Source organism: Paenarthrobacter sp. YIM B13468 (genome assembly GCF_042788025.1).
Classification (GTDB): domain Bacteria; phylum Actinomycetota; class Actinomycetes; order Actinomycetales; family Micrococcaceae; genus Arthrobacter; species Arthrobacter aromaticivorans.
Window position 1 is genome coordinate 213,302 of the sequence record NZ_JBHZPI010000001.1, and the last position, 21,662, is coordinate 234,963.

The window sequence follows — 21,662 nt, forward strand, 5'->3', positions numbered from 1 at the left end:
ATGACCACAAACACCGCACCAAATTCACCCCAGGCCTCTCCGCTTGCCCCTGAATGGCTGGCCGTCCCGGAGGACCTTAACGTCCTTCAGGCACCGATGTGGGCAGCCGGTGTGGAGAAGAACGACGCCGGTGAGGTCACCATTGACGGGATTTCAGTCAGCGACCTCAAGGAACAGTTCGGCACGCCTTTGTTCGTGATGAGCGAATCTGACTTCCGATCCCGTGCCCGTGCCTTCAAGGACGCTTTCGACGACGCCTTTGCCGACATCTGCGGGGGAGTGGACGTCTATTACGCGGGCAAGTCCTTCCTGTGCACGACAGTGGCACAGTGGGTAGCTGAGGAAGGCCTGCGCCTGGACACCTGTTCCGGAGGCGAACTGGCTGTTGCCGCCCGCGCCGGAATCCCGGGGGCCAACCTGGGCCTGCACGGCAACAACAAGTCCGACGCCGAGATCAACCGGGCGCTGGACATGAAGGTCGGCAGGATCGTGGTGGACAGCCTTGACGAATTGGAACGAGTCGCCAAGATTGCTTCCAGTCGCGGCGAAATTGCCAAGGTCATGCTGCGCCTCACACCGGGTGTGCACGCCCACACCCACGAATTCATCGCCACAGCGCACGAGGACCAGAAGTTTGGCCTCTCCATGGCTGAGGACTCCACCGAGGAAGCCGGCCTGTCCGCCGCTGAGGAAGCCGTTGCCGCCGCGACGTCGTACCCGAGCGTGGAACTCCTGGGGTTGCACTGCCACATCGGTTCCCAGATCTTCGAGGCGGACGGATTCGCGCTGGCTGCTGAAAAGCTCCTCGGCTTTCAGGCAGCGATGCAGGCCAAATACTCCGTCATTCTGCCGGAACTGGACCTCGGGGGCGGCTACGGTATCGCCTATACGCCAGTGGACACGCCCCGCCCTGCAGCGGAAATCGCGCAGGCGATGGCCGCCGTCGTGCGTTCAAAGTGCGCGGAACTCGGCATCGAAGCGCCCCGCGTTTCCATCGAACCCGGACGCGCGATCGTCGGGAGCACCACGTTCACCTTGTATGAGGTAGGCACGCTTAAAACTGTTCGCGTGGATGTTCCGGGCACGGAAAAAGGTCTAGAGAACGTTACGTATCCGCGTCGGTATGTGTCGGTGGACGGTGGAATGAGCGACAACGCCCGTCCGGTGCTTTACGACGCGGATTATTCGGCGGTTTTGGCTTCCCGCGACTCCGATGCAGCTCCGCAACTGTCCCGAGTAGTGGGCAAACATTGCGAGAGCGGCGACATAGTTGTTAGAGATGTATATCTGCCCGCGGATGTGGCAGCCGGTGATTTGCTCGCAGTACCGGGTACCGGCGCCTATTGCTGGGCCCTCTCCAGCAACTACAACTACCTGGCCCGGCCTGGCGTTGTCGCTGTCCGCGACGGAGCCGCCAGGCTCATTGTCCGCGGGGAAACCGAAGAAGATCTCTTGAACCGCGACATGGGAGTGGCGAATGTCTGAAGTGCGAACCCTGAAGGTGGCCCTGCTGGGCTGTGGCAATGTAGGGGCCCAGGTCGCGCGCATTCTTATTGACGACGCCGAGGCACTGGCCGCCCGCAGTGGCGCGCGCCTCGAGCTGTCCGGTATTGCCGTGCGCAACCTCGACTCGCCGCGCGACGTCGAACTGCCGCGTGAACTCTTCACCACGGACGCCGAGACCCTCGTCAAGGACGCAGACCTCGTCATCGAGCTCATGGGCGGCATTGAACCCGCACGTACGCTCATCGTTACCGCCATCCAGAATGGCGCCTGCGTCGTCACCGGCAACAAGGCACTGCTCGCGCAGGACGGCCCCACTCTCTACGAAGAGGCGGACAAGGCCGGCGTTCAGCTGTCCTACGAAGCTGCCGTTGCCGGTGCTATTCCCATCCTGCGCCCGATCCGCGACAGCCTCTCCGGCGATCGCATTACGCGGGTTCTCGGGATCGTGAACGGGACCACCAACTTCATCCTTGACCAGATGGACACCACTGGCGCCCAGTTTGCGGACGCCCTTGCCGAAGCACAGCGCCTCGGTTACGCCGAAGCTGACCCCACTGCCGACGTCGAGGGCCATGACGCAGCTGCCAAGGCCGCCATCCTGGCATCGTTGTCCTTCCATACAAGGTTCTCCTTGGATGACGTCTACTGCGAAGGGATCACCAAGGTCAGCGCTGCGGACATCGCTTCGGCCAAGGAAGCCGGCTTCGTCATCAAGCTTTTGGCCATCGCCGAGAAAATCGAAGCCTCAGAGAACGGCAGCGGAATCTCGGTGCGCGTGCACCCCACCCTCCTGCCACGCGAACACCCGCTGGCGGCCGTCCGTGGCGCGTTCAACGCCGTCTTCATCGAAGCCGAAAACGCTGGTGAGCTGATGTTCTATGGCCAGGGTGCAGGCGGGACTCCCACTGCCTCTGCTGTGTTGGGTGACCTCGTCTCCGCTGCCAGGCGCCTGGTCCTTGGCGGTCCCGGCCGCACGGAAACAACTACCGGGCATGTTCCGGCACTGCCTATTGATGCCTCCAACACCAGCTACTACATCGGCCTGGATGTAGCAGACCAAGCAGGTGTGTTGGCTCGCATCGCCCACATTTTTGCGGAGAACGGCGTATCCATCGAGATCATGCGTCAAACGATCCACCGCGACTCTGCCTCGAACGTTGAGTCGGCTGAGCTGAAAATCGTGACGCACCGTGCATCCGAAGCTGCACTCGCAGCAACCGTCGAGGCCGTCAAGGGCCTGGACGTTATCAATTCTGTGACATCCGTACTGCGGGTAGAAGGGGTCTAAGTGGCTCACCAATGGCGCGGAGTAATCCGCGAATACGCTGATCGTTTGCCTGTAACGGAAGCCACCAAGGTCATCACCCTCGGCGAGGGCGGCACCCCGCTCGTCCACGCACAGAAGCTTTCCGAGCTGACCGGCTCGCAGGTGTACCTGAAGGTCGAGGGCATGAACCCCACGGGTTCCTTCAAGGACCGTGGCATGACCATGGCCATGACGGCAGCCGTCGAAGCCGGCGCCAAAGCTGTTGTATGTGCGTCCACCGGCAACACCTCGGCCTCGGCCGCGGCCTACGCAACGGCCGCAGGCCTCAAATGCGCTGTGCTCGTCCCCGAAGGCAAGATCTCCATGGGCAAGCTCAGCCAGGCGATCGCGCACGGCGCCACGCTGCTGCAGGTGGACGGCAACTTCGACAATTGCCTGGACATTGCCCGCAAGCTGGGCGAGTCCTACCCGGTCTTCCTGGTGAACTCGGTCAACCCTGCCCGTATCCAGGGCCAGAAGACCGGTGCCTTCGAAGTTGTGGATTCCCTGGGCGATGCCCCGGACATCCACGTTCTCCCTGTTGGTAACGCCGGCAACATCACTGCCTACTGGAAGGGATACAAGGAGTACGCCGCTCCCTTCGAGACCGCCAACGGCACACTGCCGGCCGTCTCCACCAAGACGCCCATCATGTGGGGTTTCCAGGCTGCGGGTGCAGCGCCGTTCGTTGCAGGGCACCCGATCACTGAACCGGACACCATTGCCACTGCCATCCGCATCGGCAACCCGGCATCATGGGACACAGCCGTCGCTGCCCGCGACGAATCCGGTGGGCTGATTGAAGCCGTCACTGATGAGGAAATCCTGGACGCCCACCGTTGGCTCTCGTCCAAGGAAGGCGTCTTCGTCGAGCCCGGCTCTGCTGCTGGCGTGGCAGGCCTGATCAAGAAGCACGCTGCTGGTGAGGTTCCGTCCGGCAAGACCATCGTCATCACCGTTACCGGCCACGGACTGAAAGACCCGCAGTGGGCCCTCCGCACGGAGGACGGTAGCGATGTCCAGCCGGTCAAGGTTTCCAATGACGTCGTGACCGTTGCCGCGGAACTGGGACTGGAAGAAAAGTAAGAGTGGAACAAACGCAGCCCACCGCGACCGATCGTCAACTCGTCGCGGCAGGCCAGCGGCTGACCGTCAAGGTCCCCGGTACGAGCGCCAACCTGGGTCCCGGCTACGACAGCCTCGGCTTGGCCCTATCCATTTATGACACCTTGACGGTGGAAACGCTCACCACCGGAGAGCTCGAATTCGAGCTCTCCGGTGAGGGCGCCGATACCCTTCCGCGCGACTCCAGCCACTTGGTGGTGCGCGCGATCGACCTTGCCCTGGAACGTTTGGGTTTCCGGCACTCCGGCCTAAGGATCACGGCCGATAACGTTAATCCGCATGGACGGGGGCTAGGCTCCTCAGCCTCCGCAGTTGTCGCAGCCGTCACTGCAGCTAATTCCTTGGTTCCCAAAGAGGCGCAGCAGGATCTCGACTGGATCCTGCAGCTGACCAGCGAAATGGAAGGCCACCCGGACAACGTCGCCCCCGCCATTTTCGGCGGGCTGGCGCTGTCATGGCAGGACAGCGAGCAGTACAGCAGTACGCGTGCTGAAGTAGCCCAATCCGTCGTTCCTGTGGTGGCGGTTCCAGACTATGAACTCTCCACCGAAACTGCCCGCGGACTCTTGCCCGCGTCTGTGGGTCACCATGCTGCCGCGATGAACTCCGGACGTGCAGCGTTGCTGATCCACGCGCTGACCACGCAGCCGGAGTTTTTGCTGCCCGGTACCGAAGACTACCTGCACCAGAGCTACCGGGCCGAAGCGATGCGGCCCAGCGCGGACCTTATTGCGGCCCTACGGACGGCCGGTCACGCTGCCGTGGTTTCCGGTGCCGGTCCTACTGTCATGGTCCTCGCCAACGGACCCGGCGAAGCAGCAACTGTTGCCGAATTCATCGAGGCGTTTACTGCCGCCAACACACCCAACGTCGGTTGGCGTGTGATGACGCTGGCTGTGGACGTTGAAGGTGCTAGAGTGGAAGTGCACCGGCGGTAAAGCCGCGGGCAGTTCCCTGATTTTGGATCTTGGCGGTTTCGCTGTTCCTTTCGTCAACTGCGCCAACGTCTGGCGGTGCCGTCTCCTTCCGGCCTGTCTCAGGTGCCGCAGAACTCTCTCTGTTCCCTGAAAATTCAGTCGGCTGTCCGGGCAACTGGGTTCAGTGAAGACGATCAGTATCCGGCCCTGTTGGCCACAATCCATCAGGCACGGCCGAAATCACCGGCTGCAGATCTGAACTGCAGCCCAGAACAAATCATCGCGTCCAGCTCTCGCTCTGGACGCCGTCGAGGGGGAAGGATCCTTCGTGACAGAAACCACTGAGCTGGCTTCAGCTGTGGACACAACAACTTCTGCTGCTGAGTCGTCAACAGCAGCAACCACCAAGAGCAGCGGCCTTGCAGGCCTTAAGCTCGCCCAGCTCCAGGCTCTTGCCAGCCAGCTGGGGATCTCCGGTGGGTCCCGTATGCGTAAGGGGGACTTGGTTACAGCCATTTCCGCCCATCGTGCCGGGACTTCTACCGCCAAGGCCCCGGCCAAGGCATCGACGAAGGCTGCCACCGCGCCGAAGGCAGCGCCTGCTGCCGAGGTCAAGGTTGCGGAGAAGAGCGCTCCTGCCACTGAAGAAAGCACTGAAGCGCCGGCCCAGGAAGCCCCTCGTGGACGTGGACGTGGCCGTAGCCGCCGCGCCACCAGCGATGGTGTTGTGGCCGCCGCAGAGGCCGCTGCACCTGCCGAAGCACCCGCTGCGCCGGTTGCAGAGCCCGAGGCAGCGCCGGAAGGCAGCGAAGCCGCCACCGAGCGTCGCCAGCCCCGCACCCGTAACCGTCGTCGCAGCGAGACTGCTGCAACTCCGGACGAAAGCGTAGAAGCACCGGCCGCCGAGCAGCGTGAACAGCGCGCCGAGCGGACTGAGCAGCGTGAGCAGCGCGCCGAGCGGACTGAGCAGCGCGGCGAGCGGACTGAGCAGCGTGAGCAGCGCGGCGAACGCACTGAACAGCGTGCCGAGCGTACCGAACAGCGTGAACAGCGCGGCGAACGCACTGAACAGCGTACTGAACAGCGCGATCAGGCCGAGTCCGGCGATCAGACGCGTGAACGTCGTGACTCACGCGGCCGCCGCGAGGACAACAACGACCTCGAAGATACGGGCAATCGCCGCAACCGCAGGAACCGCCGTGATCGCAACGATCAGAACGAGCGCAGCGACCGTCGTGGCGGCCAGGACAGCCGGGACGGCAACACCCGCAGCGACCGCTTCCGCGACCGCAATGAACGCCGCCGTGGCCGTGCGCAGGGGCCGGATGTTGACGACATCGAGGTTACCGAAGATGACGTCCTGCTCCCCGTAGCGGGCATCCTGGACGTCCTGGAGAACTACGCATTCATCCGGACTTCCGGCTACCTCCCCGGTGCGAACGACGTCTACGTTTCGCTGGCACAGGTCAAGAAGTACAACCTCCGCAAGGGAGACGCCGTCGTTGGCGCCATCCGTGCACCACGCGAAGGTGAAGACCGCAATCAGCAGTCTTCGCGCCAGAAGTTCAACGCCCTTGTTCGTGTGACTTCAGTCAACGGCAAGACTCCTGAAGAGCTGAAGGACCGCGTCGAGTTCGCCAAACTCGTGCCGCTGTACCCGTCTGAGCGCCTGCGCCTGGAAACCGACCCCAAGAAGATCGGTCCGCGTGTCATCGACCTCGTGGCTCCGATCGGCAAGGGCCAGCGTGGCCTGATCGTCTCCCCGCCCAAGGCCGGAAAGACGCTCATTCTGCAGTCCATTGCGAACGCGATCACCACCAACAATCCTGAGGTCCACCTCATGATGGTGTTGGTTGACGAACGTCCCGAAGAAGTCACGGACATGCAGCGCACCGTCAAGGGTGAGGTCATCGCCTCCACCTTCGACCGTCCCGCAGACGACCACACCACGGTTGCCGAGCTCTCTATCGAACGCGCCAAGCGCCTCGTTGAAATGGGCATGGACGTGGTGGTCCTCCTGGACTCCATGACCCGCCTGGGCCGCGCCTACAACCTGGCAGCACCGGCCTCCGGCCGCATCCTGTCCGGTGGTGTGGACTCCGCAGCGCTCTACCCGCCGAAGCGCTTCTTCGGTGCTGCCCGCAACATCGAAAACGGTGGCTCGCTCACCATCCTGGCAACGGCGCTCGTCGAGACCGGCTCCAAGATGGACGAGGTTATCTTCGAGGAGTTCAAGGGCACCGGCAACATGGAGCTCCGCCTGTCCCGCCAGTTGGCAGACAAGCGAATCTTCCCGGCCGTGGACGTCAACGCGTCCGGCACACGTCGCGAAGAGAACCTGCTCTCGCCGGAAGAAGTCAAGATCATGTGGAAGCTGCGCAGGGTCCTTTCAGGCCTTGAGCAGCAGCAGAGCCTTGAGCTGCTGACGAACAAGATCCGGGAGACGCAAAGCAACGTCGAGTTCCTCATGCAGGTTCAGAAGACAACCCTTGGAGCGAAGTCGGACAACGACAAATAGCTGCTTTACTGAGCCGCTGATTCTGCTGCCCCCGCCCCTACGCGTGGCGGCCAAGTCCCTTCGGACTTGACCACCACGCTCCGGCAGGCCCGAAGCCACTCCCGGGGCAGCAGAATCAGCGGCTCGTTCCGTTTTCGGCTCGCCTTCGCGGGCTGGCAAAATTACCCGACGGCGGTCGTGTCACCTTCCGCTGTTTGCGCCACTAAACTTGTGCGCAGCGTTGAAAGGTTGTTTGAAAATGTTTGAGTCCGTACAGGGATTGCTTGATGAGCATGCTGCTATCCAGGCGCAGTTGAGTGATCCTGCTGTTTATGCCGATCAGTCTGCTGCCCGGAAATTGGGGCGGCGTTCTGCCCAGCTCCAGGGCATTGTGGAGGCGTACAACAAGTGGCGCGCACTCAATGACGACCTCGAAGCCGCCAAGGAAATGGCTGCCGAGGATCCCGATTTCGCCGCAGAGGTAGAAGTGCTGCAGGAGCAGATTCCTGCTGCCCAGGAGAAGTTGCGCCGTCTGCTGATTCCCCGTGATCCTGACGATGCCCGCAACGTCATCCTTGAGGTCAAGGGTGGCGAAGGTGGCGACGAAGCTGCGTTGTTCGCCGGTGACCTTCTGCGCATGTACATGCGTTACGCCGAATCCCGGGGTTGGAAGACCGAGATGATTTCCGCCACGGAGTCTGACTTGGGTGGCTACAAGGACGTATCGGTGGCCATCAAGGGCAACTCGAACGACCCCGCAGAGGGCGTCTTTGCGCGGTTGAAGTTCGAAGGCGGCGTGCACCGGGTACAACGCGTTCCGGTGACAGAGTCGCAGGGCCGTATCCACACATCCGCGGCCGGCGTCCTGGTGCTTCCCGAAGTGGATGAACCCGAAGAACTTGAAATCAACCAGAACGACCTCAAGATCGACGTCTACCGTTCCTCCGGTCCCGGTGGCCAGTCCGTGAACACCACCGACTCCGCCGTTCGCATCACCCACTTGCCTACGGGCATCGTGGTGGCCATGCAGAACGAAAAGTCGCAGCTGCAGAACCGCGAAGCCGGTATGCGCGTGCTTCGTGCCCGGCTCCTGGCCCACCAGCAGGAACAGATCGACGCCGCCAACTCCGAACAGCGCAAGTCGCAGATCCGTACGATGGACCGCTCGGAGCGCATCCGCACCTACAACTTCCCGGAAAACCGCATTGCGGACCACCGCACCGGGTATAAGGCGTACAACCTCGACGCCGTCATGAATGGTGATCTGGAACCCGTCATCCAGTCGGCAATTGAAGCCGACGAGCAGTCGCGTCTGGACGCTCTGGGCGAATAGCAGGGCCCCACAAGCCTGCCGATTTCCAGCTATCGGGGTACAGAATTCGGGGTACAGATATGACGATTTTCCCAGGCCAAAGCCTCGCGGACGCCGTTCGCGAGGCCACCGCGGTTCTATCCGACGCCGGAGTCCCTACCCCGCGCGTCGATGCCGAACTTCTTGCGGAGCACCTGTTGGGCGTGGGGCTGGGCCGGTTGCGGGCTATGCTCCTTGGTGATTCGCCCGCCCCTGAAGGCTACGCCGAACTGGTGGCTGAGCGTGCCGGGCGCGTACCGCTTCAGCACATCACCGGCGTCGCGTATTTCCGCCATCTTGAACTGCGGGTGGGGCCCGGCGTATTCATTCCCAGGCCCGAGACGGAATCCGTTGTCCAGCTTGTCATCGACCACGTGGCCGGCATGTCCCACCCCAAGATCGTGGACCTCGGTACCGGTTCCGGGGCCATTGCCGGTTCAATCGCCCACGAGGTTCCCGGAGCTGAAGTCCATGCCGTGGAGTTCAGCACTCTCGCCCATGCCTGGGCGATCAGGAACCTTGAACCGCTGGGCGTCTTGCTGATCCAGGGTGATCTTAGGGATGCCTTGCCCGAACACAACGGCTCCTTTGACGTTGTGGTGTCCAATCCTCCGTACATCCCCGCAGAAGCAATCCCGAACGAGCCGGAAGTTGCGCTGCATGATCCGCCCGAAGCACTGTACGGCGGGGGAGCGGATGGCATGGAACTCCCGACGGCGGCAGCAGCCACTGCGGGCCGTCTCCTGAAACCTGGCGGCTACTTCGTGATGGAACACGCAGAAGTCCAGGCGGACTGGATCAGCGGCATGCTGCGTCGAGCAGGACGTTGGCAGGACATCACCACGCACTTTGACCTCAACGGCAAGGAACGGGCCACGAGCGCTGTGCTGGCAAACAAGGCTCCTGATGAGTGAAAGAATAGCGCTGTGACCACAACCTACAATTGCACTTCCGATGACCAGCGGGCTGAAGGACTTCGACACGCGCAGCGTGCCATCAGCGAAAAGAAGTGCATCGTGCTGCCGACGGACACCGTGTACGGGATTGCAGCTGACGCGTTTTCCCCCTTGGCCGTGACAATGTTGTTGGCTTCCAAGGGACGTAGCCGGCAAATGCCCCCACCGGTCCTGATTCCGCGCATCAACGCCCTGGACGGACTCGCGAGCGATGTATCCTCCGACGCCAGGGCCTTGGCACAGGCGTTCTGGCCCGGTGGCTTGACGCTCATCCTCCACGCCCAGCCGTCTTTGGATTGGGATCTGGGTGATACCAAGGGCACTGTGGCCCTGCGGATGCCTGACGACGAACTCGCACTGGAGCTTCTGGGCCTTACCGGGCCGCTGGCTGTGTCATCGGCCAACCGCACGGGCCAGGAAGCAGCGCAGACCGCGTCCGAGGCGCGGCTCCAGCTGGCAGATTCCGTGGAGGTTTACCTTGAAGGCGGCTTCCGGCCTCTGAAGGGTACTGCTGCACTGCCTTCTACCATCGTGGATGCAACCTCCGAACCCTTCCGGGTGGTTCGTCAGGGGGCCATCTCCCTGGAACGCTTGCGTGAAATTGTTCCTTCCGTCCTTGGCGTTGGCGAGACTGCACCTTCCGTTGCTCCGGCAGCAGAAACCGAAGCAGCAGCACAGGAAAACCCTGTCTCCGAAGTGGCCGCGGCGCAAGACGCACCCATCGAAGTAACGGAAGCACCCGCCGTCGAGGATCCGGCGCCTGCTGTACCAGCATCGGCACCCGACGCCCCACGTGAAGCCAAACCCGAATGATTCCGGACCGCCAGCGCGTCCCCGTCCTAGACGTCGACGCGACTCCGCTGCGCGTCAATGAACTGATCGATGCCCTGGACGGACTCATCTCCGCCGGAACCACGCGTACTGTGCTCGGCCACAATCTTCACAGCATTACGCTGTTCCACTCGTGTGCAGATTTCCGTTCACTTTACGATCAAAGCTCGATCGTCCTCCTTGACGGCGCTCCTGTAGCCATGCTTTGGGGATTGGCCCACAAACGGCAACTGAAGCCCCTGGGACAAGGCCCCATGGCCTACCGGCTTGGATCCATGGACTGGATCCCGGCTCTTGGAGGGGTGAAGGGGCTGGAACGGGTGGCCGTGATCGGTGCCGGACGGGCTGCAAATACGCAAGCGGTGGCCCGGCTGCGCACGATTATTCCGGATGCAACGGTAGATGGTATGCCCGGCGAAGGATGGGACGAGGCGTTGGAAATGGCTGTCGTGGAGTGGTTGGACCGCTTCCGTCCTCAGCTGGTGCTGCTGGGCCTTGGCATGCCGCTCCAGGAGACGGTCCTGCATCGACGACTCACCCAGTTTCCACCCGCCGTGTATTGTGCCGTTGGCGGTGCCATTGAACAGGTGGCCGGCGTCCAGAAGCTTGCGCCGCGTTGGCTCGGGCGCCTTGGGCTCGAATGGGCGTGGCGCCTGGTTCTCCATCCCGGCCGTGTTGCCTACAGAGTTTTTGTTGAACCGTGGAAGCTGGCGGGCCTGCTGGTTCGGCGCCACTTCCAGCCATCCCAGACCAAAGGCAAGTAAATGACGTCCAAACCCGTTGTGGTCGCCGTTGTGGTGACCTTTAACCGGCGTGAACTCCTTGAGACCACCCTGGCCGGCATTACCGCCGGGACCGAGGTGCCGGACGCCGTCGTCGTCGTGGACAATGCGTCCACAGACGAAACTGCGGAATTCCTCAGGACCTATCGGGGCGCTGTTCCCACGGACGTTGTGACGCTCAATGCAAACGTGGGCGGCGCCGGGGGATTCGTTGTGGGTATGGAGCGTGCAGTCCTGGACCACGGTGCCGACCACGTCTGGATCATGGACGACGACACCGAACCGCAGCCTGGGGCACTTCGTGAGGCGCTGGATGTGTCCGAGGCTTATGAACAGGAGACCGGGGAAGCTCCTGCGTTCATCGCCAGCCGGGTAGTGTGGACGGATGGGCGCGACCACCCCATGAATCGCATGCGTCCACGTATCGGTGCCAGTGAGGCGGCGCGCAGCACCGCTGCCAGGATCGGGGCGGTTCAGATCCGCAGCGCATCCTTCGTCTCTGTCCTGATTCGCGCTGAGGAGATCCGGCGTCACGGACTGCCCATAGCCGACTACTTCATCTGGAACGATGACCTCGAATACACGGCAAGGGTTTCGCGCCGGGGAACTGCCCTGGCTACCAGTGCGTCGGTAGCCAATCATCACACGAAAGTGTTTGGAGATGCAGGGGCGGACCCCGGCCCTCGTTTCTACTACGAAGTTCGTAACAAGCTCTGGGTTTACACCAGATCCAACGCCTTGGCCCCTTGGGAGAAGGTCCTCTTTACCGGAGCTTCGCTGCGTAATTGGGCCAAGACCATTGCTGCGTCGTCAAACCGCAAAATCCTGCTGGAGGGCTTGTTCAAGGGCCTGCGCCACAGTTTGAAGGCGCCCCGGTCCAACGCCGAAGTGCTCAAGGGGATCTACGCCCTGCGAAACGTCCAGGAGCCTGCCAAGTAGAAGGCAGCCGCTTGGCTGCAGCACATCAGCTGTAGCTTTGCGGCTGCGTCACGCCGGTGGTCACGACCGTTGGCATTAGTATCGTGACTAGAGTCCACAGAAATCCCAGCATCATTTGGCACAGCCGGTGCAGGCATGGCGACGGAGTAGTTCCATTTATCGACAGACAGAAATCCACACCTTGACCTGCCCGGAACTACACGGCTTTTCAGCGATGCACCGGCTGCATCCCTTGGTCCGTGTAGCTGATTCCGGCATTGCGCTGCTTTCAGGAGCCGCGTCATGATTATGTACCTGCTGATGGCGCTCACCGCTGCATTGGTGTCCTATGCCGGAACATGGGGAGCCCGCGTACTCGGGAACAAATTACGGCTTTACCGTCCCATCCGCAGCAGGGACATGCACTCCGCACTCATCTCAAAACTGGGCGGGCTTGGCATCTTTGCAGGCTTTTTTGTTGCACTTGTCGTGGCAAGCAACTCGTTCTTCGTCAAGGACATTTTCAGGCATAACGATGCTCCGTGGGGCATATTGGCCGGTGCAGTAGTGATCGTCGCAGTGGGAGTCGCGGACGACATCCTGGACATCCGCTGGTGGATCAAGCTCCTGGGACAGGCAGCAGCGGCTTTCATCGTCGCCATTTGGGGCGTGAGGATGTCTGTGGTTCCGTTCATCCCCGAACCGATCCTGATTGACTCCGAACTCGTCCAGATTGTCCTGACAGCAGGGCTGATTGTTACCACCATGAACGCCGTCAATTTCATTGATGGGCTGGATGGACTGGCTGCAGGTGTAGCCACCATCGGAGGCGGTGCGTTCTTCCTCACGGCGTACTGGGTGCACCGGAACAACCCATCCACGGACAATTCAGACCTTGCGACACTCCTGATGGCGATCCTGGTGGGTGGCTGCATCGGATTCCTGCCGCATAACTGGTTTCCAGCCAAGATCTTCATGGGGGACTCCGGTGCCATGCTCATCGGTCTCCTCATGGCTTCAGCCGGCGTAGTGGCCACGGGGCAAATCGGGTCTGGGCTCTACGACCGCGCCAACGGCATTCCGACGATCATTCCGATCCTCCTGCCCTTCGCCGTCCTCTCCCTTCCGCTCCTGGATTTCGGGATGGCTGTGGTTCGCAGGACCGCCCGGGGACAGTCTCCTTGGTCCGCAGACCGTGGGCACCTCCACCACAAGCTGGTGGACCTCGGCTACTCGCACCGCACCGCCGTCGTCATGCTTTATGTCTGGACGTGCATCCTGGCGTTCGGCGGTGTGGCGTTCGCGGTGTTCCCTTGGCAGATTGTGTTGATCGTGGTGGTCGTAGCTGCTCTCGTCATGGCCGCCGTTACGGCATGGCCGTACTTCACGCGGAACACGGCGGGGCCGGGGGAGCGCTCATGACTTTCGGTTATGGTCACAGTTCTATCTCATGTAGAATTCTTTCTGCGGACAGTCACTCGCCCGTAACCCCACTTTGAGAATATGGCACCCGTGCCACGAGGATTGGTATCCCCATGACATCCAACGCCGATTCCGGACGCCCGTCCGGTAAACGTGTTGTTGGAGTTTCCGGGGAGACATCCAACCTGTGGCTCCGCTTGCTGCTCTTGAGCTCCGCAGCTGCCTTGGCCGGATTGATCGTGACGAGTATCGTCGCAGCGTTCCTGAATGGTGGCCTAGGCGCGCTTTCAGCAGCATTCGGTGCCGCGCTGGTCATGCTCTTCTTTGCGATCAGCCTTCTGATCGGTCATTTTGTTGGCCGCAATAATCCTTCCGGCGCTGTCGGCCTGTTCGTAGCGACGTACTTCGTAAAAGTCGTCGGATTTGCAGTGGTCCTCTTTGTTATCGGTACTCCCGCCTGGTTGCACGGCCGATGGTTCATCATCGGCGCAGTTGTGGCCGTCGTCCTTTGGCAGGCTGCGGAGATTTACGGTTTCAGCAAAGCCCGCCTGCAGATCTACAACGATCCTGCGGATGAGAAGGGCGGTACGGATGTCTCTGCGTAAGCGTAATTCCCAGCTGTCGAGCCACACTCCATCCCAAGGTGCCGCCAACGATTCTGCCGACGCCGGAAACGACGGTGGATACAACGCCGGCATCGCCGTCTTCAGCTACATCGTTGGCGGGATCATTGTCTGGAGTTTGATAGGCTGGGGTTTGGATAATCTGTGGGGGACCCGCTGGATTGTGCTCCTTGGCGCTCTGCTGGGAGCCGCAGGAGGGTTCTATCTTTCCCATATGCACGGCCTCACCAGGCAAAGCTCTTCTTCTGGCGAGAGCAACGCAGACAGCGGTCCGTCCACGGACGGGGACAGTGATGCCAAATAATTTCACACGGAATATGGATGCGTCGAGCGCGTCCGGCTTCCAACCAATGCCCAATGATGGACACAGCAGAGAGGAAACGCGTTGATCGCGCTTGCGCTCCCCGCCCAGGATTCGGGGTCATTCACCCCACCCGGAATCGACGAAATGCACCTGCCGGCAATCCTGCCTTGGGGTGCGCACGATGGCTTCTCCAAGCAGATGCTGCTGGTGATCCTTTCGGTCGTCATTATCGCTACATTCTTCATCCTCGCTGCGCGTAAGCAGCAGCTGGTTCCCGGCAAGCTGCAGTTCGCAGGCGAAATGGCCTATGGCTTCGTCCGCAACAGCATCGCCAAGGACATCATCGGCGGCAAGGACTTCATCAAGTACGTCCCGCTGTTGTTCAGCTTGTTCTTCTTTATTCTGGTGAACAACATCTACGGCGCTATCCCCGTGATCCAGCTCCCGAGCTTCTCCCACGTTGGCGGCGCGTACGTGCTGGCCGGCATCGTGTACTTCACCTGGATCATCATCGGCATCAAGAAGAACGGGCTGAAGTATTTCAAGCTCGCAACCGTTCCCTCCGGTGTCCCGTGGTACATCCTGCCGATCGTTGTTCCGATCGAAATCATCTCCAACTTCCTGGTCCGCCCCGTTACGCACAGCCTCCGTCTGTTCGCGACCATGCTGGCCGGCCACCTGATCGTCATGCTCGCCGGCTCCGGTATTGAGTTCCTGATCATGCAGGAGAACGTCCTTTTGAAGGGCACCTCGGTTCTCGTCCTTGTTGGCGCTATTGCCATGTACATGCTCGAGGCCCTGATCATGGCCCTGCAGGCCTACGTGTTCACCTTGCTGACCGCGATCTACATTGAAGGCGCCCTGCACGCCGACAGCCACTAGGCTCAAAAACTTCCCCTTGAGGGGATTGAAGTAAACCAAACAACCTGCCACATGGGTGGCATCTTGAAAGGAAAAAAATGGAAGGCAATCTCAACCTCGTAGGTTACGGTCTGTCCGCAATCGGCGGTGGTATCGGTGTGGGTCTCGTATTCGCGGCTTACATCAACGGTGTTGCTCGTCAGCCGGAAGCTCAGCGCGTGCTGCAGCCGATCGCATTCCTTGGTCTGGCACTGACCGAAGCTCTTGCCATCCTCGGCCTCGTCTTCGCTTTCGTTCTCTAGTCTTCGACTTTCGAACAAAGCGAATTCCGCAACCGAGTAGATAGGACGGGTGAAATATGAATCAGCTGATCATCTCAGCCGCCACTGAAGGCGAAGAGGCCACTAACCCTCTCGTTCCCAATGTTTGGGAAATGGGCGTCGTCCTCGTCGGCTTTGCTGTCCTCCTGTACATCGTGGTCAAGTTCATTGTCCCGATGTTCGAGAAGACCTTCGCAGAGCGCGCCGAAGCGATTGAAGGTGGCATCGCAAAGGCTGAAAAGGCACAGGCCGAAGCTTCTGCAGCTCTTGAAGAGTACAAGCAGCAGCTCACCGATGCCCGCGCCGAAGCCAACCGGATCCGTGAAGAAGCACGCGCTGAAGGCGCCCAGATCCTCGCGGACCTCAAGGCCAAGGCCGCTGCCGAGTCTGCCCGCATCACCGAGCAGGCACACGCTGCCATCGAGTCCGAGCGCCAGGCAGCTGTTGTCTCGCTTCGCTCAGAGGTTGGCACTTTGGCTACCACGTTGGCTGGCCGCATCGTTGGTGAAGCACTCACTGATGATGAGCGGGCCGCACGCGTTGTGGACCGCTTCCTGGCAGATCTGGAGACCCAGAACGCAGGTGCAGCTAAGTAATGGCAGGTATATCGAGCGAATCGCTGACCACGGCGCTGGCGCAGTTGGAAGCCAAGCTTCCTTTTGCCTCGCTGCAGTTGGCAAAGGACCTCTTCGGAATCCTGGGAACGGTGGACAGCTCGGCTGGCTTGCGCCGCGCCCTGACTGACCCGTCCCGTAGTGGAGACGAGAAGTCGGCGCTGGTCAAGCAGCTGGTTAGCGGAAAAGTCTCCGCTGATGCTGCTGAAATCGCAGGCGGACTGGCTGGCTTGCGCTGGGCATCTGCACGCGATATCGGCGATGCACTCGAGACTCTTGCCGCCACGGTTGTCATTGCCGTAGCTGAAAACAAGTCGGCCGTTTCTGCCTCTGGTATCACGGGGCTGGAAGAGCTGGAAAACGATCTGTTTGCTTTCAACCAGGCCGTCGCTTCCAGCCACGAAGTACAACGTGCTCTGTCTGAGCCGCAGGCATCCGCCGCGGCCAAGGTGGTCCTGGCCGAGAAACTTGTTCCTGGCGTCAGCGAGGAAGCAAAGGTTCTCATTGGCCAGGCCGTAACTCAGCCGCGCGGTGTCAAGCCGAGCAAGCTCGTCGAGTCCTTCGCCAAGCTTGCAGCCAAGCGTCAGCAGCGCTGGATTGCAACTGTCAGCGTTACCCGTCCGTTGACGGAAACGCAGGCCAGCCGTCTGCAGGCCGGGCTGAATGCCCTGTACGGCCGCGAGCTGAAGGTCAACGTCAATGTTGACCCCCGCCTGATTGGTGGAATCCGGGTTCAGGTGGGTGATGAAGTGCTTGACGCTTCTGTTATCGGCCGCCTGACCGACCTCCGCCGTCAGCTCGCTGTCTAGCGAAGACAAAGCACAACTTAACTGATATAAAACCCGGTCATCGTGAGCAACGATGATCACGAAAACAGGAGAGCAGGGACTGCAGATGGCCGAATTGACCATCAACGCCGACGACGTCCGTAATGCGTTGAACGAGTTCGCGGCGTCCTACGAACCCGGAAACGCAGAGCGCGTAGAGGTTGGTCGTGTGACCACCGCAAGTGACGGCATCGCCCGTGTTGAGGGTCTTCCCTCGGTCATGGCGAACGAGCTGCTTCGCTTCGAAGATGGCACGCTGGGCCTCGCCCAGAACCTTGACGTCCGCGAGATCGGTGTCATTATCCTCGGTGACTTCACCGGTATCGAAGAAGGCCAGGAAGTTCACCGCACCGGTGAAATCCTGTCCGTTCCGGTTGGCGATGCCTTCCTCGGTCGCGTTGTCGACCCGCTGGGCCAGCCGATCGACGACCTCGGCGAGATCAAGGCCGAGACCACCCGTGCACTGGAACTCCAGGCTCCGGGCGTCACCGAGCGCAAGTCGGTTCACGAGCCGATGCAGACCGGCCTCAAGGCTATTGACGCCATGATTCCGATCGGCCGCGGCCAGCGTCAGCTGATCATTGGTGACCGCCAGACCGGCAAGACCGCAATCGCTGTGGACACCATCATCAACCAGAAGGCCAACTGGGCTTCGGGCGATGTCACCAAGCAGGTTCGTTGCGTCTACGTTGGTGTTGGCCAGAAGGCTTCCACCATTGCCGCAGTACGCCAGACCCTTGAGGACCACGGCGCGCTGGAGTACACCACCATCGTGGCCTCCCCGGCCTCGGACCCCGCCGGCTTCAAGTACCTGGCACCGTACGCAGGCTCGGCCATCGGCCAGCACTGGATGTACGGTGGCAAGCACGTTCTGGTGATCTTCGATGACCTGTCCAAGCAGGCTGAAGCCTACCGCGCCGTGTCGCTGCTGCTGCGTCGTCCGCCGGGACGCGAAGCTTACCCCGGTGACGTCTTCTACTTGCACTCCCGCTTGCTGGAGCGTTGCGCAAAGCTCTCCGACGAGCTCGGCGCAGGCTCGATGACCGGTCTTCCGATCGTCGAAACCAAGGCAAACGACGTTTCCGCCTACATCCCAACCAACGTGATCTCCATCACGGATGGTCAGATCTTCCTCCAGTCGGACCTCTTCAACGCCAACCAGCGCCCTGCTGTTGACGTTGGTGTGTCCGTCTCCCGCGTTGGTGGCGCTGCCCAGGTCAAGTCCATGAAGAAGGTCTCCGGTACCTTGAAGCTGGACCTGGCGCAGTACCGCGACATGCAGGCATTCGCCATGTTCGCCTCTGACCTGGATGCGGCTTCCCGCCAGCAGCTGACCCGTGGCGCACGCCTGATGGAACTGCTCAAGCAGGGCCAGTACTCACCGTTCCCGGTTGAGGACCAGGTTGTTTCCATCTGGGCCGGCACCAACGGCTACCTGGACGACGTCCCGGTTGAAGACATCAGCCGCTTCGAGTCCGAGTTCCTGGAGCACCTGAAGCACAAGTCCTCCATCCTGACCACGCTGGCTCAGACCAACGTCCTGGATGACGACACCGCCGCAGCATTGAAGGAAGCAATCGTGTCCTTCAAGAAGGGCTTCTTCGGTGAAGGCGACGACCGTCTGGTTGGCGCCGGCCACGAAGAGCACGAAGCGATTTCCGGCGGCGACGTCGACCAGGAAAAGATCGTCAAGCAGAAGCGCTAGTTTCGATGACCTGTTCTGCCGGGGTCCTCAAGGGCCCCGGCAGGGCAGTACGTCGGGAACTTAGGAAAGGATAAGTATGGGAGCCCAGATTCGGGTCTACCGTCAGAAGATCAGCTCGACGACGTCGATGCGCAAGATCTTCAAGGCGATGGAACTGATCGCTACCTCGCGCATCGGTAAGGCCCGCGCCCGCGTAGCAGCTTCACTGCCTTACGCGAACGCGATTACCCGTGCCGTTTCTGCTGTCGCAAGTCAGAGCGAAATCGACCACCCGCTGACCACTGAGCCGGAGCAGATCCGCCGTGCCGCAGTCCTGATTATCACTTCAGACCGTGGCCTTGCAGGATCCTACTCCGCGAGTGTGCTGAAGCAGGCTGAAGGTCTCACCGAGCTTCTTCACGCAGAAGGCAAGGAAGTCAAGGCGTACCTGGTGGGCCGCAAGGCGCAGGCGTACTTCGATTTCCGCAACCGTGAGTACGCCCGCAATTGGACTGGCGGCACGGATGCACCGGAATTCGAAACCGCACAGGAAGTCGGAGCTGCACTCCTCGAAGACTTCGCCACTGATTTTGAAGAAGGTGGCGTGGACGAAATCCACGTCGTCTACACCCGCTTCAAGTCCATGGTGACGCAGGAGCCGACGGTTATCCGATTGCTTCCTCTGGAAGTCGTCGAAGAAGAAGCCGCCTCGGAGTCCGATCTGCTGCCGTTGTACGAGTTCGAACCGGAAACGGAGCAGGTCCTTGATGCCCTGCTTCCGCGTTACATCGAATCCCGCATCTTTGCAGCCATGCTGCAGGCCGCAGCTTCCGAGCTCGCAGCCCGCCAGCGTGCCATGAAGTCGGCCGGTGACAACGCTACGGAACTGATCAAGAAGTACACGCGCCTTCGCAACACGGCCCGTCAGGCCGAGATTACGCAGGAGCTTTCCGAGATCGTGGCCGGCGCCGACGCCCTCGCGTCCTAGCCGGTACGGATTCGGCTCGAAGCCGCACCTGCACCAAATAGATAAACTTAACCCCACGCCATCTACTGAGTGAAGTGAGAGAGATGACTGCCACTGCTACCGAACACGTAGCAACGGCCGGTGCCACCGGCCGCATTGCCCGTGTTATTGGTCCGGTTGTCGACGTCGAATTCCCGGCTGACGCAATCCCCTCGATTTACAACGCTCTGACCACTGAGATCACTCTCAATGGCCAGACCAAGACCATCACGTTCGAGACCTCCCAGCACCTGGGCGACAACCTCGTTCGCGCCATCTCCCTGCAGGCTACCGACGGCCTGGTCCGCGGTACCACCGTGCAGGATTCCGGCGCTCCGATCTCCGTGCCCGTCGGCGACGGCGTGAAGGGCCACATCTTCAACGTCCTCGGCAAGCCGCTGGACGTCGAAGAGTCTGAGATCAAGGCTGACGCCTACTGGCCGATCCACCGCAAGGCTCCGGCCTTCGCTTCCCTCGAGGGCTCCACGGAGATGCTCGAGACCGGCATCAAGGTCATCGACCTCCTCACCCCGTACATCAAGGGTGGAAAGATCGGCCTGTTCGGCGGCGCCGGCGTTGGCAAGACCGTTCTGATCCAGGAAATGATCACCCGTGTTGCCCGCAACTTCGGTGGTACCTCCGTATTCGCCGGTGTTGGCGAGCGTACCCGTGAAGGTAACGACCTCTGGGTTGAAATGGAAGAGGCCGGAGTTCTCAAGGACACCGCCCTTGTCTTCGGCCAGATGGATGAGCCGCCGGGAACGCGTCTGCGTGTTGCCCTGTCTGCGCTGACCATGGCGGAGTACTTCCGCGATGTTCAGAACCAGGACGTGTTGCTCTTCATTGACAACATCTTCCGCTTCACGCAGGCAGGTTCGGAAGTTTCCACGCTGCTCGGCCGTATGCCGTCCGCAGTGGGTTACCAGCCGAACCTTGCTGACGAGATGGGTCTCCTCCAGGAGCGCATCACCTCGACCAAGGGCCACTCCATCACGTCGATGCAGGCCATTTACGTGCCTGCTGACGACTACACCGACCCGGCTCCGGCAACGACCTTCGCACACCTCGACGCGACCACGGAACTTTCCCGTGAAATCGCCTCCCGTGGTCTGTACCCGGCCGTTGACCCGCTGACCTCGACCTCCCGCATCCTGGACCCCCAGTACATCGGCAAGGACCACTACAACACGGCTGTCCGTGTGAAGCAGATCCTGCAGAAGAACAAGGAACTCCAGGACATCATCGCCATCCTCGGCGTTGACGAACTGTCTGAAGAAGACAAGATCGTCGTGTCGCGTGCACGCCGTATCCAGCAGTTCCTGTCCCAGAACACCTACACCGCCAAGCAGTTCACCGGCGTTGAAGGCTCCACCGTGTCCATCAAGGACACCGTGGAAGGCTTCACCGCTATCTGCGACGGCGAGCTGGACCACATCGCAGAGCAGGCGTTCTTCAACGTCGGTGGCCTGGATGACGTCGAGCGTAACTGGGCCAAGATCCAGGAACAGACCAAGTAGTATGGCTGAGCTCGAGGTTGAGATTGTCGCAGCGGACCACTTTGTGTGGTCCGGCGCGGCCAAGATGGTGAAGGCCCGCACCAGCGATGGTGAAATCGGAATCCTGCCGGGCCACTCGCCCCTCCTGGCCATCCTGGCTGAGGGTGAGCTGGCAATCCAGCCGGTTTCCGGTGACCGTATTGCGGTAGTAGTTGACGGCGGATTCTTCTCCGTCGACAACGATCGTGTGGTCATTGTTGCTGACAACGCCCAACTGGGCGAAGCGGCTACAGCGGGGATCCGATAGCACGACCTT

The 21,662-nt window shown here is 61.1% G+C and carries 21 protein-coding genes; all 21 read left to right on the top strand.

Features of this window, described 5'->3' with window-relative positions; genetic code table 11:
- On the top strand, positions 1–1,485 hold the full coding sequence (gene lysA, locus ACFX4T_RS00965; RefSeq protein ID WP_377650504.1) for a diaminopimelate decarboxylase: 1,485 nt from the start codon (positions 1–3) through the stop codon (positions 1,483–1,485).
- Complete coding sequence (locus tag ACFX4T_RS00970; RefSeq protein ID WP_216923968.1) at positions 1,478–2,794, top strand: homoserine dehydrogenase; 1,317 nt, start codon at positions 1,478–1,480, stop codon at positions 2,792–2,794. Before lysA ends, ACFX4T_RS00970 begins: the two co-directional genes overlap by 8 nt.
- Positions 2,795–3,898, top strand: a complete 1,104-nt coding sequence (gene thrC, locus ACFX4T_RS00975; RefSeq protein WP_216923967.1) for a threonine synthase — start codon at positions 2,795–2,797, stop codon at positions 3,896–3,898. It begins immediately after the preceding gene.
- A 2-nt stretch (positions 3,899–3,900) separates the two neighbouring features.
- Entirely contained in the window at positions 3,901–4,875 is a 975-nt protein-coding gene (gene thrB / locus ACFX4T_RS00980; RefSeq protein ID WP_216923966.1) for a homoserine kinase, read from the top strand.
- Between the two features lie 307 nt (positions 4,876–5,182).
- On the top strand, positions 5,183–7,372 hold the full coding sequence (rho, locus tag ACFX4T_RS00985; RefSeq protein WP_377650505.1) for a transcription termination factor Rho: 2,190 nt from the start codon (positions 5,183–5,185) through the stop codon (positions 7,370–7,372).
- Between the two features lie 238 nt (positions 7,373–7,610).
- Positions 7,611–8,684, top strand: coding sequence for a peptide chain release factor 1 (prfA, locus tag ACFX4T_RS00990; RefSeq protein ID WP_216923964.1), 1,074 nt, complete (start codon positions 7,611–7,613; stop codon positions 8,682–8,684).
- 59 nt (positions 8,685–8,743) lie between these two features.
- A complete protein-coding gene (prmC, locus tag ACFX4T_RS00995) occupies positions 8,744–9,616 on the top strand; it encodes a peptide chain release factor N(5)-glutamine methyltransferase (protein ID WP_377650506.1) in 873 nt (290 codons plus the stop codon).
- 12 nt (positions 9,617–9,628) lie between these two features.
- Positions 9,629–10,471, top strand: coding sequence for an L-threonylcarbamoyladenylate synthase (locus ACFX4T_RS01000; RefSeq protein ID WP_377650507.1), 843 nt, complete (start codon positions 9,629–9,631; stop codon positions 10,469–10,471).
- Positions 10,468–11,253, top strand: coding sequence for a WecB/TagA/CpsF family glycosyltransferase (locus ACFX4T_RS01005; RefSeq protein WP_377650508.1), 786 nt, complete (start codon positions 10,468–10,470; stop codon positions 11,251–11,253). Before ACFX4T_RS01000 ends, ACFX4T_RS01005 begins: the two co-directional genes overlap by 4 nt.
- A complete protein-coding gene (locus ACFX4T_RS01010; RefSeq protein ID WP_377650509.1) occupies positions 11,254–12,210 on the top strand; it encodes a glycosyltransferase in 957 nt (318 codons plus the stop codon).
- Positions 12,211–12,492: 282 nt separating this feature from the next.
- Positions 12,493–13,611, top strand: a complete 1,119-nt coding sequence (locus ACFX4T_RS01015) for an MraY family glycosyltransferase (protein WP_216923959.1) — start codon at positions 12,493–12,495, stop codon at positions 13,609–13,611.
- Positions 13,612–13,724: 113 nt separating this feature from the next.
- Positions 13,725–14,216: a hypothetical protein gene (locus ACFX4T_RS01020; RefSeq protein WP_216923958.1), complete on the top strand. Its 492-nt coding sequence runs from the start codon at positions 13,725–13,727 to the stop codon at positions 14,214–14,216.
- Positions 14,203–14,538 (top strand): hypothetical protein, encoded by a 336-nt coding sequence (locus tag ACFX4T_RS01025; protein ID WP_377650510.1) that lies wholly within the window; start codon positions 14,203–14,205, stop codon positions 14,536–14,538. The genes ACFX4T_RS01020 and ACFX4T_RS01025 overlap by 14 nt, the downstream gene beginning before the upstream one ends.
- Positions 14,539–14,619: 81 nt before the next feature.
- The gene (gene atpB, locus ACFX4T_RS01030) at positions 14,620–15,420 is read left to right on the top strand and encodes a F0F1 ATP synthase subunit A (protein ID WP_216923956.1); all 801 of its coding nucleotides are present in this window, start codon (positions 14,620–14,622) and stop codon (positions 15,418–15,420) included.
- 77 nt (positions 15,421–15,497) lie between these two features.
- Positions 15,498–15,701 (top strand): ATP synthase F0 subunit C, encoded by a 204-nt coding sequence (atpE, locus tag ACFX4T_RS01035; protein ID WP_009356484.1) that lies wholly within the window; start codon positions 15,498–15,500, stop codon positions 15,699–15,701.
- Between the two features lie 56 nt (positions 15,702–15,757).
- Positions 15,758–16,315 (top strand): F0F1 ATP synthase subunit B, encoded by a 558-nt coding sequence (locus tag ACFX4T_RS01040; RefSeq protein WP_216923955.1) that lies wholly within the window; start codon positions 15,758–15,760, stop codon positions 16,313–16,315.
- Entirely contained in the window at positions 16,315–17,142 is an 828-nt protein-coding gene (locus ACFX4T_RS01045) for a F0F1 ATP synthase subunit delta (protein WP_216923954.1), read from the top strand. Before ACFX4T_RS01040 ends, ACFX4T_RS01045 begins: the two co-directional genes overlap by 1 nt.
- Before the next feature lie 85 nt (positions 17,143–17,227).
- Complete coding sequence (gene atpA, locus ACFX4T_RS01050; protein ID WP_216924164.1) at positions 17,228–18,865, top strand: F0F1 ATP synthase subunit alpha; 1,638 nt, start codon at positions 17,228–17,230, stop codon at positions 18,863–18,865.
- A 76-nt stretch (positions 18,866–18,941) separates the two neighbouring features.
- Positions 18,942–19,832 (top strand): F0F1 ATP synthase subunit gamma, encoded by an 891-nt coding sequence (locus ACFX4T_RS01055; protein ID WP_216923953.1) that lies wholly within the window; start codon positions 18,942–18,944, stop codon positions 19,830–19,832.
- A gap of 83 nt (positions 19,833–19,915) precedes the next feature.
- Positions 19,916–21,367 (top strand): F0F1 ATP synthase subunit beta, encoded by a 1,452-nt coding sequence (gene atpD / locus ACFX4T_RS01060; protein WP_144649785.1) that lies wholly within the window; start codon positions 19,916–19,918, stop codon positions 21,365–21,367.
- A gap of 1 nt (position 21,368) precedes the next feature.
- Entirely contained in the window at positions 21,369–21,653 is a 285-nt protein-coding gene (locus ACFX4T_RS01065) for a F0F1 ATP synthase subunit epsilon (protein WP_216923952.1), read from the top strand.
- Positions 21,654–21,662: the final 9 nt, after the last annotated feature.